The sequence below is a fragment of the Enterobacter soli ATCC BAA-2102 genome (genome assembly GCF_001654845.1).
Taxonomy (GTDB): Bacteria; Pseudomonadota; Gammaproteobacteria; order Enterobacterales; family Enterobacteriaceae; genus Enterobacter; species Enterobacter soli.
In genome coordinates, this window is sequence record NZ_LXES01000040.1 from 1 (window position 1) to 14,783 (window position 14,783).

Annotated in this window: 16 protein-coding genes and 1 tRNA gene; 11 read left to right on the forward strand and 6 right to left on the reverse strand. The window is 51.0% G+C overall.

Annotation, left to right across the window (positions count from 1 at the left end):
• Positions 1 to 368: 368 nt before the first annotated feature.
• Positions 369 to 456, reverse strand: a tRNA-Ser gene (locus M987_RS13865).
• Positions 457 to 687: 231 nt separating this feature from the next.
• Between M987_RS13865 and ghrA the strand changes: the two genes are divergently transcribed.
• From ghrA to M987_RS13885, 4 genes are all read left to right on the forward strand, one after another.
• Complete coding sequence (gene ghrA / locus M987_RS13870) at positions 688 to 1,626, forward strand: glyoxylate/hydroxypyruvate reductase GhrA (RefSeq protein WP_014069731.1); 939 nt, start codon at positions 688 to 690, stop codon at positions 1,624 to 1,626.
• Between the two features lie 84 nt (positions 1,627 to 1,710).
• The gene (locus tag M987_RS13875) at positions 1,711 to 2,448 is read left to right on the forward strand and encodes a phosphatase (RefSeq protein WP_014069732.1); all 738 of its coding nucleotides are present in this window, start codon (positions 1,711 to 1,713) and stop codon (positions 2,446 to 2,448) included.
• A 20-nt stretch (positions 2,449 to 2,468) separates the two neighbouring features.
• A complete protein-coding gene (locus M987_RS13880; protein ID WP_014069733.1) occupies positions 2,469 to 3,023 on the forward strand; it encodes a TorD/DmsD family molecular chaperone in 555 nt (184 codons plus the stop codon).
• Between the two features lie 96 nt (positions 3,024 to 3,119).
• The gene (locus M987_RS13885; RefSeq protein ID WP_074392857.1) at positions 3,120 to 3,602 is read left to right on the forward strand and encodes a DUF1097 domain-containing protein; all 483 of its coding nucleotides are present in this window, start codon (positions 3,120 to 3,122) and stop codon (positions 3,600 to 3,602) included.
• A gap of 43 nt (positions 3,603 to 3,645) precedes the next feature.
• Here the strand turns inward: M987_RS13885 and csgG are convergent, their stop codons facing one another.
• From csgG to csgD, 4 genes are read right to left on the reverse strand one after another with little or no spacing between them, the layout of a single operon-like run.
• Positions 3,646 to 4,479, reverse strand: a complete 834-nt coding sequence (gene csgG, locus M987_RS13890) for a curli production assembly/transport protein CsgG (protein WP_014069735.1) — start codon at positions 4,477 to 4,479, stop codon at positions 3,646 to 3,648.
• Positions 4,480 to 4,505: 26 nt separating this feature from the next.
• Positions 4,506 to 4,919 carry a curli production assembly/transport protein CsgF gene (gene csgF / locus M987_RS13895; protein WP_014069736.1) on the reverse strand — a complete coding sequence of 138 codons (414 nt, stop codon included), beginning with the start codon at positions 4,917 to 4,919 and terminating at the stop codon, positions 4,506 to 4,508.
• A gap of 23 nt (positions 4,920 to 4,942) precedes the next feature.
• Positions 4,943 to 5,332 (reverse strand): curli production assembly/transport protein CsgE, encoded by a 390-nt coding sequence (gene csgE / locus M987_RS13900; protein ID WP_014069737.1) that lies wholly within the window; start codon positions 5,330 to 5,332, stop codon positions 4,943 to 4,945.
• Between the two features lie 4 nt (positions 5,333 to 5,336).
• The gene (gene csgD, locus M987_RS13905; protein ID WP_014069738.1) at positions 5,337 to 5,987 is read right to left on the reverse strand and encodes a biofilm master transcriptional regulator CsgD; all 651 of its coding nucleotides are present in this window, start codon (positions 5,985 to 5,987) and stop codon (positions 5,337 to 5,339) included.
• Positions 5,988 to 6,744: 757 nt separating this feature from the next.
• Between csgD and csgB the strand changes: the two genes are divergently transcribed.
• The 5 genes from csgB (at position 6,745) to ymdB (ending at position 9,220) form a co-directional block, all read left to right on the forward strand.
• Positions 6,745 to 7,200, forward strand: a complete 456-nt coding sequence (gene csgB / locus M987_RS13910) for a curli minor subunit CsgB (protein WP_014069739.1) — start codon at positions 6,745 to 6,747, stop codon at positions 7,198 to 7,200.
• Between the two features lie 42 nt (positions 7,201 to 7,242).
• Entirely contained in the window at positions 7,243 to 7,692 is a 450-nt protein-coding gene (gene csgA, locus M987_RS13915; RefSeq protein ID WP_014069740.1) for a curli major subunit CsgA, read from the forward strand.
• A gap of 61 nt (positions 7,693 to 7,753) precedes the next feature.
• Positions 7,754 to 8,086, forward strand: coding sequence for a curli assembly chaperone CsgC (gene csgC / locus M987_RS13920; protein ID WP_014069741.1), 333 nt, complete (start codon positions 7,754 to 7,756; stop codon positions 8,084 to 8,086).
• Positions 8,087 to 8,250: 164 nt separating this feature from the next.
• The gene (locus tag M987_RS13925; RefSeq protein WP_014069742.1) at positions 8,251 to 8,571 is read left to right on the forward strand and encodes a type 1 fimbrial protein; all 321 of its coding nucleotides are present in this window, start codon (positions 8,251 to 8,253) and stop codon (positions 8,569 to 8,571) included.
• A 106-nt stretch (positions 8,572 to 8,677) separates the two neighbouring features.
• A complete protein-coding gene (gene ymdB, locus M987_RS13930) occupies positions 8,678 to 9,220 on the forward strand; it encodes an O-acetyl-ADP-ribose deacetylase (protein WP_014069743.1) in 543 nt (180 codons plus the stop codon).
• A gap of 36 nt (positions 9,221 to 9,256) precedes the next feature.
• Here the strand turns inward: ymdB and mdoC are convergent, their stop codons facing one another.
• Positions 9,257 to 10,396 (reverse strand): glucans biosynthesis protein MdoC, encoded by a 1,140-nt coding sequence (mdoC, locus tag M987_RS13935; protein ID WP_014069744.1) that lies wholly within the window; start codon positions 10,394 to 10,396, stop codon positions 9,257 to 9,259.
• A 255-nt stretch (positions 10,397 to 10,651) separates the two neighbouring features.
• Here mdoC and mdoG point away from each other — a divergent pair, with 255 nt between their 5' ends.
• The gene (gene mdoG, locus M987_RS13940) at positions 10,652 to 12,205 is read left to right on the forward strand and encodes a glucans biosynthesis protein MdoG (protein WP_041162035.1); all 1,554 of its coding nucleotides are present in this window, start codon (positions 10,652 to 10,654) and stop codon (positions 12,203 to 12,205) included.
• Positions 12,198 to 14,726, forward strand: coding sequence for a glucans biosynthesis glucosyltransferase MdoH (gene mdoH / locus M987_RS13945; protein WP_014069746.1), 2,529 nt, complete (start codon positions 12,198 to 12,200; stop codon positions 14,724 to 14,726). Before mdoG ends, mdoH begins: the two co-directional genes overlap by 8 nt.
• Positions 14,727 to 14,783 lie beyond the last annotated feature (57 nt).

Here is a 14,783-nt window from a genome sequence, read left to right on the forward strand (position 1 = left end):
CCCGGGTTGCCAGGGGGGTGGCGACTGAGCCACCCTGGCACGTTCACGTGTTATGGGGTGACAGAGTAACAAGGAACATAAAGTGAACGGAATGACTACCTTAGCTGTATATTCCCCATCGCGCCAAAGAAGTGAGGGGGCCGTCCGTGCTCGGTTTTTTTGTGGGGATAAGACCGCACCGGGTCGCATATAGCACCGGGGGGGATTGACTCGCTTTGCTCGCCCTTCGGGCAGCCTGTTCGCTACGCTCTCAGTCTGTCCAACTGGCTGCGCCAGTTGTCGAACCCCGGTCGGGGATTCTCATCCCCCCTTTCGGAGAATATAAAAGAAAAAAGCCCGTACTTTCGTACGAGCTCTCATCTCAAATATGGCGGTGAGGGGGGGATTCGAACCCCCGATACGTTGCCGTATACACACTTTCCAGGCGTGCTCCTTCAGCCACTCGGACACCTCACCATATTGTCATCCCGTTGTTGCTGGGACGGGCGCTAATGTAAGGAAAACCCGAACTGCCGTCAATCAACTTTTTCAGTTAATTAGCGTGTTTAGACAAACTTCAAACAACCTGATTCCGAAATGTGCTGAAAGCGGTTTTTTTATCAACAACGCAAATGCCAGTAAATTTGTTATGCTGGCAATCCAGTTGAAAACGAAAATAAAATCGCGCAATAAAAGGCAGGAATCGCTATGGATATTATCTTTTATCACCCTACTTTTGATACGGCTTACTGGATTAATGCACTGTCGGCAGCATTGCCGGGCGCGCGCGTTCGCGAGTGGAAGCGGGGCGATCATGAACATGCCGACTACGCGCTGGTGTGGCATCCACCGGTAGAGATGCTCCAGGGCCGTGAACTTAAAGCCGTCTTTGCGCTTGGGGCCGGTGTGGATTCGATCCTGAGCAAGCTGAAAGCGCATCCAGAGATGTTACCTGAACATATCCCGCTGTTCCGTCTGGAAGATACCGGAATGGGTCAGCAAATGCAGGAATATGCCGTGAGCCAGGTGCTGAACTGGTTCCGTCGTTTTGACGATTATCAGGCCTTCAAACAGCAATCCCACTGGGAACCGCTGCCGGATTATCACCGCGAAGATTTTACCATCGGCATTCTGGGGGCTGGTGTGCTTGGTTCAAAAGTGGCAGAAGCACTTGCCCCGTGGGGGTTCCCTCTGCGTTGCTGGAGCCGCAGCCGTAAAGATTATCCTGGCGTAGAAAGCTTTGCCGGAACAGACGAACTCCCGGCGTTCCTGAAAGGCACTCGCGTGCTGATTAACCTGCTGCCTAATACGGCGGAAACAGTGGGGATTATCAACAAAGCGCTGCTGAACCAACTGGCGGATCAGAGCTATTTAATGAATCTGGCGCGCGGTGTTCATCTGGTCGAGTCTGATCTGCTGGCGGCGCTGGACAGCGGCAAACTCAAAGGCGCGATGCTGGATGTCTACAGCCGTGAACCGCTGCCAACGGAAAGCCCGCTGTGGGCGCATCCCCGCGTGGCGATGACGCCGCACGTTGCCGCAGTAACCCGTCCGGCAGAGGCCGTAGCTTATATCTCCCATACCATCAGTGAGATGGAGAAGGGTAACACCGTTACCGGGCAGGTCGACAGACAGCGCGGTTACTAAGAGAAACCCGGCGTTAGCCGGGTTTTTGCTAATATTCGCCGCTGATAACTGCTATCCTTGGGAAAAACAGCAGAGGAGAGAAAGATGTATCCCGTTGACCTGCACATGCACACCGTCGCCAGTACCCATGCCTATAGCACCCTCCATGACTACATCGCGCAAGCAAAGCTAAAAGGCATCAAGCTTTTTGCGATTACCGATCATGGTCCTGATATGGCTGATGCTCCGCACTACTGGCATTTTGTGAATATGCGCATCTGGCCACGCCTGGTCGAAGGTGTTGGGATACTTCGTGGCATCGAAGCGAACATCAAGAATACAGACGGTGAAATCGACTGCACCGGCCCGATGCTGACCTCGCTGGATCTGATTATTGCGGGCTTCCATGAGCCGGTTTTCGCTCCACAGGATAAAGAAACCAATACAAAGGCGATGATCGCGACGATTGCCAGCGGCAACGTGCATATCATCAGCCATCCGGGCAACCCTAAATACCCGATTGATATTCAGGCTGTTGCTCAGGCGGCAGCAAAACATCGCGTTGCCCTGGAAATTAATAACTCCTCCTTTGTTCATTCGCGCAAAGGCAGCGAGGCCAACTGCCGTGAAGTGGCTGCGGCGGTGCGTGATGCAGGAGGTATGGTCGCGCTTGGGTCTGACTCGCACACCGCCTTTACGCTTGGCGATTTCAGCGAGTGCCTGAAAGTGCTTAATGATGTTGGTTTCCCGGAAGAGCGGATCCTGAACGTGACCCCACGCCGGATGCTTGACTTCCTGGAATCGCGCGGGATGCCGCGTATTGATGAATTTGCCGATCTTTAATTGTGTAATGGAATAAAAAAATGAATGAGTTCTCCATCCTTTGCCGCGTGCTGGGTACCCTGTTCTACCGTCAGCCGCAAGACCCGCTGCTGGTTCCGCTGTATACGATGATCCAGGAAGGTAAGCTGGCGCAAAACTGGCCGCTGGAACAGGATGAGCTGCTGGAGCGTCTGCAAAAAAGCTGCGACATGCAGCAGGTTTCTGCGGATTACAACGCGTTGTTCGTGGGTGAAGAGTGCCGCGTGGCGCCGTATCGTTCAGCGTGGGAAGAAGGGGCAACCGAAGCTGACGTTCGCACTTTTCTGACTGAGCGCGGGATGCCGCTGGCAGAGACTCCGGCTGACCACTTTGGCACGTTGCTTCTTGCGGCGTCCTGGATTGAAGATCAGTCTGGCGATGATGAAAGTGAAGCTATCGAAACGCTGTTTGAAGAGTTCCTGCTGCCGTGGTGCGGTACGTTCCTCGGCAAAGTGGAAGCGCACGCCACATCACCATTCTGGAGAACTCTGGCGCCGCTGACCCGCGATGCCATTGCGGCCATGTGGGACGATCTTCAGGAAGAGAATGAAGAGTGATTTAGATCACATAATTTCTGCAACGATACATTTCAACGTGCACATAATGTGCTTCTGATCGCATTTCTATGGTGCGTATCTGCTAAGATGCGCGCCATGAACATATTACTCTGCATTGCAATTACAACGGGCATTCTCTCCGGTTTATGGGGATGGGTGGCGGTATCTCTCGGGCTATTAAGCTGGGCCGGGTTTCTGGGCTGCACGGCTTACTTTGCCTGCCCTCAGGGCGGCATTAAAGGGTTGTTTATCTCTGCCTGCACGTTGATGAGTGGTGTTATCTGGGCGCTGGTCATTATGAAAGGCAGCGCGCTGGCGCCGCACGTCGAGATCTTAGGCTACGTAATGACCGGCGTTGTGGCATTTCTGATGTGTATTCAGGCAAAGCAAATGCTGCTGTCGTTTGTGCCGGGCACCTTTATTGGCGCCTGTGCGACATTTGCGGGGCAGGGCGACTGGAAGCTGGTGGTGCCGTCGCTGGCAGTGGGCTTACTGTTTGGCTATGCCATGAAGAACAGCGGTCTATGGCTTGCAGCCCGACGCGAAAAAGCGCAAAACACCACGGCCGTGAGTGAATAAAAAAAGGCGAGATAATCATCTCGCCTTTTTTATGCGCTTCCTGTCAGGATTCCGGAGGAACCGACATATCGCGGTATTTCACCAGAACCGGGTTTTGTGCATCGGCTTTGTTTTGCAGATCCCACAGGCCACGGTCGATACCGTCATTAATCAGGAATATAACGCCAGTTTCGATGGCTGACATCAGACACATCATGACCGGTTCGTTGGAGGTGTAACCAATTTCACCTTCCAGTAAACGCTGGTAGTCAATAAAGCGGAATACCCCAGCCTGCACTTCATACGAGAGAATGGTCTTGCTGGTGTTCACGGATGACAGCACTTCACCGGTGCTGACGTTCACCACGCGCAGGTTAACGGCTATCTGATCGAGCTGATATTGCGTATCTGCCCCGATACCGAAGTAACGTGCGCCCACGCCGCCTGATTTAACGTTACTTTCGTAGCCGATAATCGAACCTTCAATCATAACGTTGGCTGCGGCAAGCGATTGCAAAGGCATCCGGTTGTTATTCGCGACGGTACCATTTTCCTGAGCGGCGCGAATGATTTTGCGTTCATTCAACAGGTTCTGAAGTCCCTGACGTTCCAGCGGGATGAACCAGTGAGAATCCTTGAGCGCGGTGACCAGCATTGCGGTGGCACTCTGCGGTACAGCAGTCGAGAAGTTACTGGCAGGGTACGGTTTAAATTGTCCAGTTTCATCCTGGATGTTGTAAACCGAGACAAATATTTTGCCGGTTGGTGCTGGCAAATGGGTTAAATCACGATAACTCTGAGCCCGAGGCATTAATGTAGGTTTTGCAGCTTCTTTTGGTGGAGCAGTTAAACAACCGCTCAATAAGCACACTGCAACAAATATCAGGAAGCGCTGCATGATCGTTGTCCTTATTTTGATGTTGTTCAGAAGTCTGTCGAGTTACTTTGTAGGCCAGAAACCTGGATGGTCGATGTTTTTCCAGTTTTCCGGTCCGTCACATTTAACTGAAGCTGCCCATCCTTGTTGGCAATATCGACAATAAAGTCGTTAGTCACCATTCGGCCGGGCTTGCCAGTATTGATGTTGGTTAACAAACCGCCCAGGATCTGGGACTGGATAGCCTGGGTGAAGTTATCCAGCGCTGACGGCGTGTCAACGGTGTAGTCTTTATAACTCGGATCTTTATAGGAGTTTTGGGCTTGCGCCTCATTCAACATGAATGCCCCGTTGTTGGGGTTACCGCCAAAGTTAGGGTTACGGAACTGGAACGTCATATTTCCGGCCCAGCTTAAAGGTGTAATTAGCATTAACGAAATAACTGCATGTGCAATACGCATGACAGCCTCCGGATATAGGGTCGCTAGAACTCGTCTTTTGCTAAATCGCGTGTGCTTAATAGCGCTTTGTCTATTTGCAGGCGATTTATAGCCTCTTCAGTTTGTGCCAGAGCTAAGGCTACGTTTTTATCGAAGTCTATTTTCGTTGGGAATAAAAACGTTTGATAAATAACGTCCTGATTAGCCGTTATCGTTATCCAACTTCCCCATCGTGCACTGGGCCGTTCGTTGATTGTTATGTTACCAGGGTAAGTACTTTCCCACTTGTCACTGAAGGCACGATAAAAATTGTGGCCAACAGATGACACCGTATGGTCAGTTAACAATCCGGGAATCTCCACTTCAACGGCCTGAAGGTTCCCGGCAGCAAGCAGAAAGCCTGCTGCGGCAATCCAACTCAACGTGCGTTTCATGGTATTAACGCCTGAGGTTATCGTTTGCCCATGAAACCGCCTGAGTTCGGTTTTTAACAGCTATCTTCTTGAAAAGATTATAAAGGTGCGTCTTAACCGTATTTTCGCTGATAAATAACGAACGGGCGATCTCAATATTTGAAGCACCAATGCGCAACTTGTTCAGGATCTCTTTCTCGCGATGCGTCAGCAGTGCGGACTCTGAACTGTTATAGCGGTAATTACCAGAGTGCGTGATGAGGTAGCTGGCAAGTTTTTGCGAGAAATAACATTCACCTCGCAATATGCCCTGCAACCCTTCTACCACGCGATCTTCTTCTTCAGTGACGTAAAAAACGCCATTGATATGCGGCCAGTTTTCAATGTCTCTGAAAGGATACTCATCAGGAGTGTTCAATAATAGCAAACGGATATTATTGTTTTTCCTGCTTAAATTATCTTGCCAGTAATGAATAAGCTTTTTATCAGCTTCCATCATATCAAGAAGAATAATGCTGCCAGGAGCAATATCGTCAAAAGAACGTTGAATATTATGCAATTTCCCGTTCAGTGATAATGATTGCTTTAAATGCTGTAATAAAGCTGTCGCTTGCAAAGAAGGTTTTGTGATCAACAGTAATGTATGACCATGTAAACTATGGACTTCATTATACATGATGAAACCCCACTTTTTTATGACACCTGACAGTTGCCCCTTTAATTAAAATTAAGGGGCACCAGAAGTACTGACAGATGCTGCACTGCTGTGTGTAGAATCAGACCATAACCTCCAGGGGGAGGTAAATATAAAACAAATTTCGTACATCTGATTTCAATCTAGCTTTTACAAACTTTAAAGCAAGTGTTAAACATGTAACATAATGTAAAAATTAATATTAATTTGTGAAAATCACACATTTCTATTGTTCAGTTTTGATAGGAAAGTTGTACATGATAATAACACTGCACACATTTTAAAAATCATACAAATATTTATATCATTTTGATTTTAAAAAATATTAATTATTTCGTAAACACAGCCGCAAGGTATGAGTTCAGGAAAAATCCTAAGCCTTCGAATGAGGGGGTTGTGTCCTTAAGAAAACATGCCTCGTGTCACGTACTGTGTAAATTATGATCCCGGCAGCGGGTGAAGCGTGCGGGCTGGAAAGGGTGGACAGGCCGTTGCCTCGTTGTACAACCTTTGCCATGGAAATATTTTTACAAAAACTAAGCTGCACTGATTACAGCGTTTTTTGGCATTAATTAATACTTTGAGGTGAAACGAAGAATAAAAATAAGACTCGCGGGTGAGATATTTAAAATGTTTCGGCAGACATACTCTTCACCGTAACGACGCGTTAACAAATTAAGAAATGCGTTAACACGAAGTCACATTACGATTTGTGTATAGCCAGGTCCAGGGTGACAACATGAAAAACATATCGTTATTTGTGATGTTTACATTTCTGGGTGTGCCTGGATTTGTAACCGCGGCGGGTTCAGATTTAGCCAATACTGAATACAACTTCGCGGTTAATGAATTAAGTCGTTCCTCATTAAATCAGGCAGCCATTATTGGTCAGAAGGGCGCATATAATGACGCCCAGGTGCGCCAGGACGGTTCTAAATTACTGTCCATTGTTACTCAGGATGGAGTCGGCAACAGAGCGAGAGTTGATCAATCAGGGACTTATAATTATGCATATATCGCTCAGAGCGGCTACGCGAATGATGCTGATATTTCGCAGGATGGATACGGTAATACGGCAAAAATTATCCAGCAAGGGTCGGGTAATAGGGCGAGTATTACGCAGTACGGTACGCAGAAAACCGCAGTTGTAGTGCAGAAACAGTCGCAAATGGCCATTCGCGTTATTCAACGCTAGTTATTTAGCGGCGACTTTAATCAATCCGATGGGGGTTTTACCATGAAATTTATCAAAGTGGCAGCACTTGCAGCAATCGTAGTTTCTGGTAGTGCTATGGCGGGTCTTATTAATCAAGGCGGTTGGGGCGATCATGGCCATGGTGGTTATGGTGGTCCAAATTCAACCATGAATATCTACCAGAGCGGTGGCGGCAACTCAGCTGTTGCCTTGCAATCGGATGCAAGAAATTCAACTATGAATATTAGCCAGACTGGTGGCGGTAATGGTGCAGATGTTGGACAAGGCTCTGACGACAGTACTATCTCCCTGACTCAGAATGGTTTTGGTAACAGTGCAACACTCGATCAGTGGAACAGCAAAGACTCCACTATGACTGTTAGCCAGTACGGTGGCCTGAACGGTGCATCCGTTGACCAGACTGCTTCTAACTCTTCTGTAAGTGTTACTCAGGTTGGTATTGGTAACCACGTGTCAGCTCATCAGTACTAATACTGAAATCTGTGCTACAAAAAAACAGGGCATATGCCCTGTTTTTTTTCGGGAGTCCATCATGCAAACCTTAATTCTCCTCGCTGCGCTCTCCAGTCAAATTACGTTTAAAACCTCCCAGCAAGGCAATATGACGACCATTATTCCGCAGGTCATCCTGACTGAGCCGTGCGAATGCCAGGTCCAGGTGCTTTCTATGCGACAAGGGCAGGGCGGTCAAAGTACGTCACAACAACAAAATACCGTCTCGATACCCGCTAATCAGACGATTGATTTAACGCGCCTGAGTTTAAATATCGATGCAGGGGATACCGTGAAGATAACGGTGACTGTTTCTGATGGGAAAGCGCTCCATTTATCGCAGCAGTGGTCGCCGCCAGGCAGTGTGCTCTAATTATTCAATAAATCAATGAATTGAAAGGGCTGGCGGCAACGGATTCTTATCACTATGCTGTTATCAACAATGAGCTGATGTTGCAAATATGTTTCATTGTGCGTTGCCTGCCACCATGGAGTGTTTTTACCCCTCAAGGACGACTTTCATTGAGGAGTATTATCGTGACCAGATCTGCATTTCAATTCATCACAGGGCTTGGTCTGGCGATTTCTGCCGCGCTGAACCCCGCATTTTCAGCAACCTTCGTTAACGGCGGAGTCATCCATTTTCGTGGTGCAGTCGTGTCCGACCCCTGCGAAATCTCTGCCAGACCTCAACAACTTTCCATGTCTTGCCCGGAGAATAACCGGATGCAGACGCGTGTGCTGAGCTATAGCGATGCCCTGAACGGCCAGAGTGCTTACCCCAATCTGGCTTCAGTTAGCATGAAGTACCTCAACCCTGAAAAATCGCTGGCCATTGTGCAGATTGATTACCGCTGATCTCATGCTCTCCTGCCCTCTGGCGGGAGAGCTTTTCCCGCAATAGTTTTTTCTCCCAACCCCAGTGCGATACACTTAATAAAAAGGCGGGTCGCAGAGGGTGTTTATGAAACCGCAAATAGAAGTTATCCACGGTGATATCACGACATTGCACGTTGACGTCATAGTCAATGCTGCTAACCCATCACTCATGGGCGGGGGAGGTGTGGATGGTGCTATTCACCGTGCTGCCGGCCCGCAGTTACTTGAGGCGTGCAAAGTCGTGCGCCAGCAGCAAGGAGAGTGCCCCCCAGGCCACGCCGTCATCACCCTTGCAGGTAATCTACCCGCCAAAGCGGTGATTCATACCGTGGGGCCGGTATGGCATGGCGGAGAACATCATGAGGCGCGGATCCTGGAAGATGCGTATCGCAACTGCCTGCGCCTGGCGGCCGATAACGGCTATAAGACCATGGCCTTTCCGGCAATCAGTACCGGCGTGTATGGCTATCCCAAAGCCGCGGCGGCGGCGATTGCGGTGGACACGGTCTATCGTTACCTCTCCCTGAAACCGATGCCCGAACAGGTGTTCTTTGTCTGTTTTGATGAAGACACCGCCCATCTGTACCAGCGGCTTCTTACTCAGCGCGGGCAGGAGTTTGATGCCTGAATACAGCAGCGGCGCCCTGAAGGCGCCGCTGGTTGTTTATGCTTTAGTTTGAGGCTTACCCGAGAACAGGAAGCGCAGCAGCGGTATCCGCAGATGAATTTCGTACATCACCAGTGCCAGCCCAATCACAAACACCAGCCCGGTGAAAAAGCCCAGCGTATTTGAGGCAATATGCGGGGTAATATATGCCCCGAAGAACAGCGTCAACGGATGATGCACCAGATAAATGAATAATGAAGCGTTGACGAAATAGGTCACCCGGGTGGATTTGAAATTCAGCAGACGATGGCCTAAAGCAAACACCACATTGACCATCCACAGGCCCAGAAGCATGGTGATCACGCTTTCCGTTTCATACATCCACGCATCGCCACTGCCGTAGCGCTGGTTCAACAGATAGGCGACAAAGGCCACTGCCGCGCCAATCGCGCACCACGGGGAAGGGGTGGTAAAGAGGGCTTTCAGCTTTGGATAAACAAATGCCAGCGCCCCAATCATAAAGAAGGGGATATAGAACAGGCTTTGCATAACCACAAAGTTGAACAGGCCGTCGCTGAGGATAGGCGGATAGACAATAAAGAGAGTACGCCTCACCGCGGCATACGCGATGCCCAGCAATAAAAAGAGCAGCGACAGTTTCCCAAGCGTAATACTGGCGAAGAAGGTGTCGGCTTGAGTGCTCAGGTGGTGACGTAAACGGCTAAAAATCAGCACGCTGATTGTCGTCAGCACCACCAGAACCAGCAGGAACCACAGATGGGACACTAGCTCCCACACCAGCGTGTTGTACTTTTCATACAACGACAGATTTTGCCAGCCATCGGCCTTGCCTTTGACATACTGCAACATGATGAACTGCGGTAGCGTCAGCAGCGGAATGGCCGTGAGCATCGGAATACCCACGCGCTCGACGCGCACTTTCCACCAGCGTTTAATGGGATAACGCAAAAACAGCATGTAGGAAAAATAGCCGGAAATGACAAAAAACACCTGCATCCGGAAGGCGTGAATAAAGTCATTAAACAGGGTGAGCCACCAGGAGGGCTCCAGACTGTTAACGTGCCAGGTGTGGCTTGAGTAAATCAGTGAAATGTGAAAAGGGATCCCCAATAGCATCAGCCATGCCCGGATCGAGTCGAGGAAATATTCACGTTGTACAGGTATAGTAGTGCTCATATAACTTTGTGCATTCTCAGACTTTTCGTCTTATCCCTAAGACTCATAATGGTTACATTCGAGGCCAACCCTACACCAAGACCGACACCCTGTCTCCAGGATAAGCACGCAAAGTGAAAAGTGGGTTCTTCCACTTGCTTAATCCCTGAGCCAGCGAGCTGAACAAAGCGGTGATTATGTTGTCGGATTGCCTGAGTTTCCATTAAAATGGATCGGATCGATATAAGCACACAAAGGGGGAAGTGCTTACTTATTATGAAACATAAACCACAAATGATGAAAATGCGTTGGTTAGGTGCAGCAGTCGTGTTGTCCCTGTATACCTCATCGGCCTGGTCCTTTAACATCGATGACGTCGCAAAACAGGCAAAATCGATGGCTGGCAAGAGCTACGAAGCGCCGAAAAGTAACCTGCCCTCCGTTTTCCGCGATATGAAATATGCGGACTATCAGCAGATCCAGTTCAATCACGATAAAGCGTACTGGAGCAATATCAAGACCCCGTTCAAGCTTGAGTTTTATCATCAAGGTATGTACTTCGATACGCCGGTTGCCATCAATGAAGTGACGGCAAGCTCGGTGCGTAAAATCAAGTACAACCCGGATTACTTCAATTTTGGCGATGTACAGCATGACAAAGACACGGTGAAAGACCTTGGCTTTGCCGGCTTCAAAGTGCTTTACCCAATCAACAGCAAAGATAAAAACGACGAAATCGTCAGTATGCTTGGCGCCAGCTATTTCCGCGTCATTGGTGCGGGGCAGGTGTACGGGCTTTCTGCGCGTGGTCTGGCCATTGATACCGCGCTGCCATCAGGTGAAGAGTTCCCACGCTTCCGCGAATTCTGGATTGAACGTCCAAAACCTGCGGATAAGCGTCTGACCATCTATGCACTGCTGGATTCCCCGCGTGCGACAGGTGCGTATCGCTTTGTCATTATGCCAGGGCGTGACACGGTTGTTGACGTGCAGTCTAAGGTCTATCTGCGCGATAAAGTGGGCAAACTGGGCGTTGCACCATTAACCAGCATGTTCCTGTTTGGGCCGAACCAGCCGTCTCCGGCGACCAACTTCCGCCCGGAACTGCACGACTCCAACGGTCTTTCTATTCATGCCGGTAACGGCGAGTGGATCTGGCGTCCGCTGAACAACCCGAAACATCTGGCAGTCAGTAGCTTCGCGATGGAAAACCCGCAGGGCTTTGGTCTGTTGCAGCGTGGCCGTCAGTTCTCACGCTTTGAGGACCTGGACGACCGTTACGATCTGCGTCCAAGCGCGTGGGTAACACCGAAAGGTGACTGGGGTAAAGGGAAGGTTGAGCTGGTTGAAATTCCAACCAACGATGAAACCAACGACAACATCGTCGCTTACTGGACGCCGGATCAACTCCCGGAATCCGGTAAAGAGATGAACTTCAAGTACACCATTACCTTCAGCCGTGACGAAGACAAACTGCACGCACCGGATAACGCCTATGTCATGCAGACCCGTCGCTCTACTGGCGATGTGAAGCAGTCTAATCTTATCCGTCAGCCTGACGGCACGCTCGCGTTTGTTGTGGACTTTGCTGGTCAGGATATGAAGAAACTGTCCCCTGACACGGCAGTGACGGCACAGGCAAGCATTGGTGATAACGGTGAAATTGTCGAAAATACCGTGCGTTACAACCCAGTAACGAAAGGGTGGCGTTTAACCCTGCGCGTGAAAGTGAAAGATCCGAAACAGACGACTGAAATGCGCGCTGCGCTGGTCAGTGACGATCAGCCGCTGAGCGAAACCTGGAGCTATCAGCTACCTGCCAATGAATAATACAACTGAATATATTGATGCCATGCCGCTGAGCGATATTGAAAAAGCGGCACTGCCCAAGAGCGACATCCGCGCGGTGCAAACCGCGCTGGATGGTGAACATCATCAGTTTACCCGTGATGATGATACGCCACTGGGGTCAGTGAAGGCGCGTCTGGAGCAAGCATGGCCAGACTCGCTGGCAGAAGGGCAGCTGGTTAAAGACGACGAAGGCCGCGAGCAGCTTCAGGCTATGCCGAAAGCAACGCGTTCTTCTATGTTCCCGGACCCGTGGCGCACCAACCCGGTGGGCCGCTTCTGGGATCGTCTGCGTGGGCGTGAAGTTGCGCCGCGCTATCTCTCTCGTCTGACGAAAGAGCAGCAAGCCGCCGAGCAAAAATGGCGTACCGTCGGGACGATTCGCCGTTACATTCTGCTGCTGCTGACGCTGGCACAGACGGTTGTGGCAACCTGGTACATGAAGACCATCCTGCCTTATCAGGGCTGGGCGCTGATCAACCCTGCGGATATGACAGGGCAGGATCTGTGGGTCTCCTTTATGCAGCTGCTGCCGTATATCCTGCAAAGTGGCATCCTTCTTCTGTTTGCCGTGCTGTTCTGTTGGGTGTCCGCCGGTTTCTGGACGGCGCTGATGGGCTTCCTGCAACTGCTGATGGGACGGGACAAATACAGCATTTCTGCGTCGACGGTCGGGGATGAACCCCTAAATCCCGAGCACCGTACTGCGCTGATCATGCCTATCTGTAACGAAGACGTTGATCGCGTATTCGCGGGTCTGCGCGCCACCTGGGAGTCCGTAAAGGCGACCGGTAACGCAGAGCATTTCGACGTGTATATCCTCAGCGACAGCTACAACCCGGATATCTGCGTGGCAGAACAAAAAGCCTGGATGGAGTTGATTGCAGAAGTACAGGGCGAAGGTCAGATTTTCTATCGCCGCCGCCGTCGTCGTGTGAAGCGTAAAAGCGGAAACATCGATGACTTCTGCCGCCGCTGGGGTAATCAGTACAGCTACATGGTTGTACTGGATGCTGACTCCGTGATGACGGGTGAGTGTCTGACTGGCCTGGTGCGTCTGATGGAAGCCAACCCGAACGCCGGTATTATTCAGTCTTCACCAAAAGCGTCCGGTATGGATACGCTTTATGCGCGCTGCCAGCAGTTCGCAACTCGTGTTTACGGGCCGCTGTTCACGGCGGGTCTGCACTTCTGGCAGTTGGGTGAATCCCACTACTGGGGGCATAACGCGATTATCCGCGTGAAGCCGTTCATTGAACACTGTGCGCTTGCGCCGCTGCCGGGTGAAGGCTCGTTCGCGGGATCTATCCTGTCGCATGACTTCGTGGAAGCTGCGCTGATGCGTCGTGCAGGGTGGGGCGTCTGGATTGCCTACGATCTGCCGGGCTCATACGAAGAACTGCCGCCGAACCTGCTGGATGAACTCAAGCGTGACCGTCGCTGGTGCCACGGTAACCTGATGAACTTCCGTCTGTTCCTGGTAAAAGGGATGCACCCGGTTCACCGTGCAGTATTCCTGACCGGCGTTATGTCGTATCTGTCAGCGCCGCTGTGGTTTATGTTCCTGGCGCTCTCTACAGCGTTGCAGGTGGTGCACGCCCTGACAGAACCGCAGTACTTCCTGCAACCGCGCCAGTTGTTCCCGGTGTGGCCGCAGTGGCGTCCTGAGCTGGCGATTATGCTGTTCGCCTCAACCATGGTTCTGCTGTTCCTGCCGAAGTTGCTCAGCATCATTCTGATCTGGTGCAAAGGGTCGAAAGAGTATGGCGGCTTCTTCCGCGTGACGGTGTCGTTGCTGCTTGAAGTGCTGTTCTCTGTGCTGCTGGCGCCGGTTCGTATGCTGTTCCACACCGTGTTTGTGGTCAGCGCGTTCCTGGGCTGGGAAGTGGTCTGGAATTCTCCACAGCGTGACGACGACTCTACCCCGTGGAGCGAAGCCTTTATGCGTCATGGTTCACAGCTGCTGTTAGGACTGGTGTGGGCAGTGGGCATGGCATGGCTGGATCTGCGTTTCCTGTTCTGGCTGGCACCGATTGTCTTCTCGCTGATCCTGTCGCCATTTGTGTCCGTGGTGTCCAGCCGTTCAACGGTGGGTCTGCGTACCAAACGCTGGAAACTGTTCCTGATCCCGGAAGAGTATTCACCGCCGCAGGTGCTGGTGGACACTGACCGCTTCCTGGAGATGAACCGTAATCGCTCGCTGGATGATGGCTTTATGCACGCGGTGTTTAACCCGTCATTCAACGCCCTGGCAACTGCGATGGCAACAGCTCGTCACCGTGCAAGCCAGGTGCTGGAAATTGCCCGCGATCGCCACGTTGAGCAGGCGCTGAACGAAACGCCGGAAAAACTGCACCGTGACCGTCGTCTGGTCCTGTTGAGCGATCCGGTCACCATGGCGAGGCTTCACTATCGTGTGTGGTCTGCTCCGGAGAAATATTCCTCCTGGGTAAGCTACTACAAAACGCTGAAGCTTAATCCGCTGGCGCTGAAAGCGAAGTAAGTTTTAAGGATGGCCGGGAACGCTGCACGCTACCCGGCAAGTAAAATACCGGCTGAG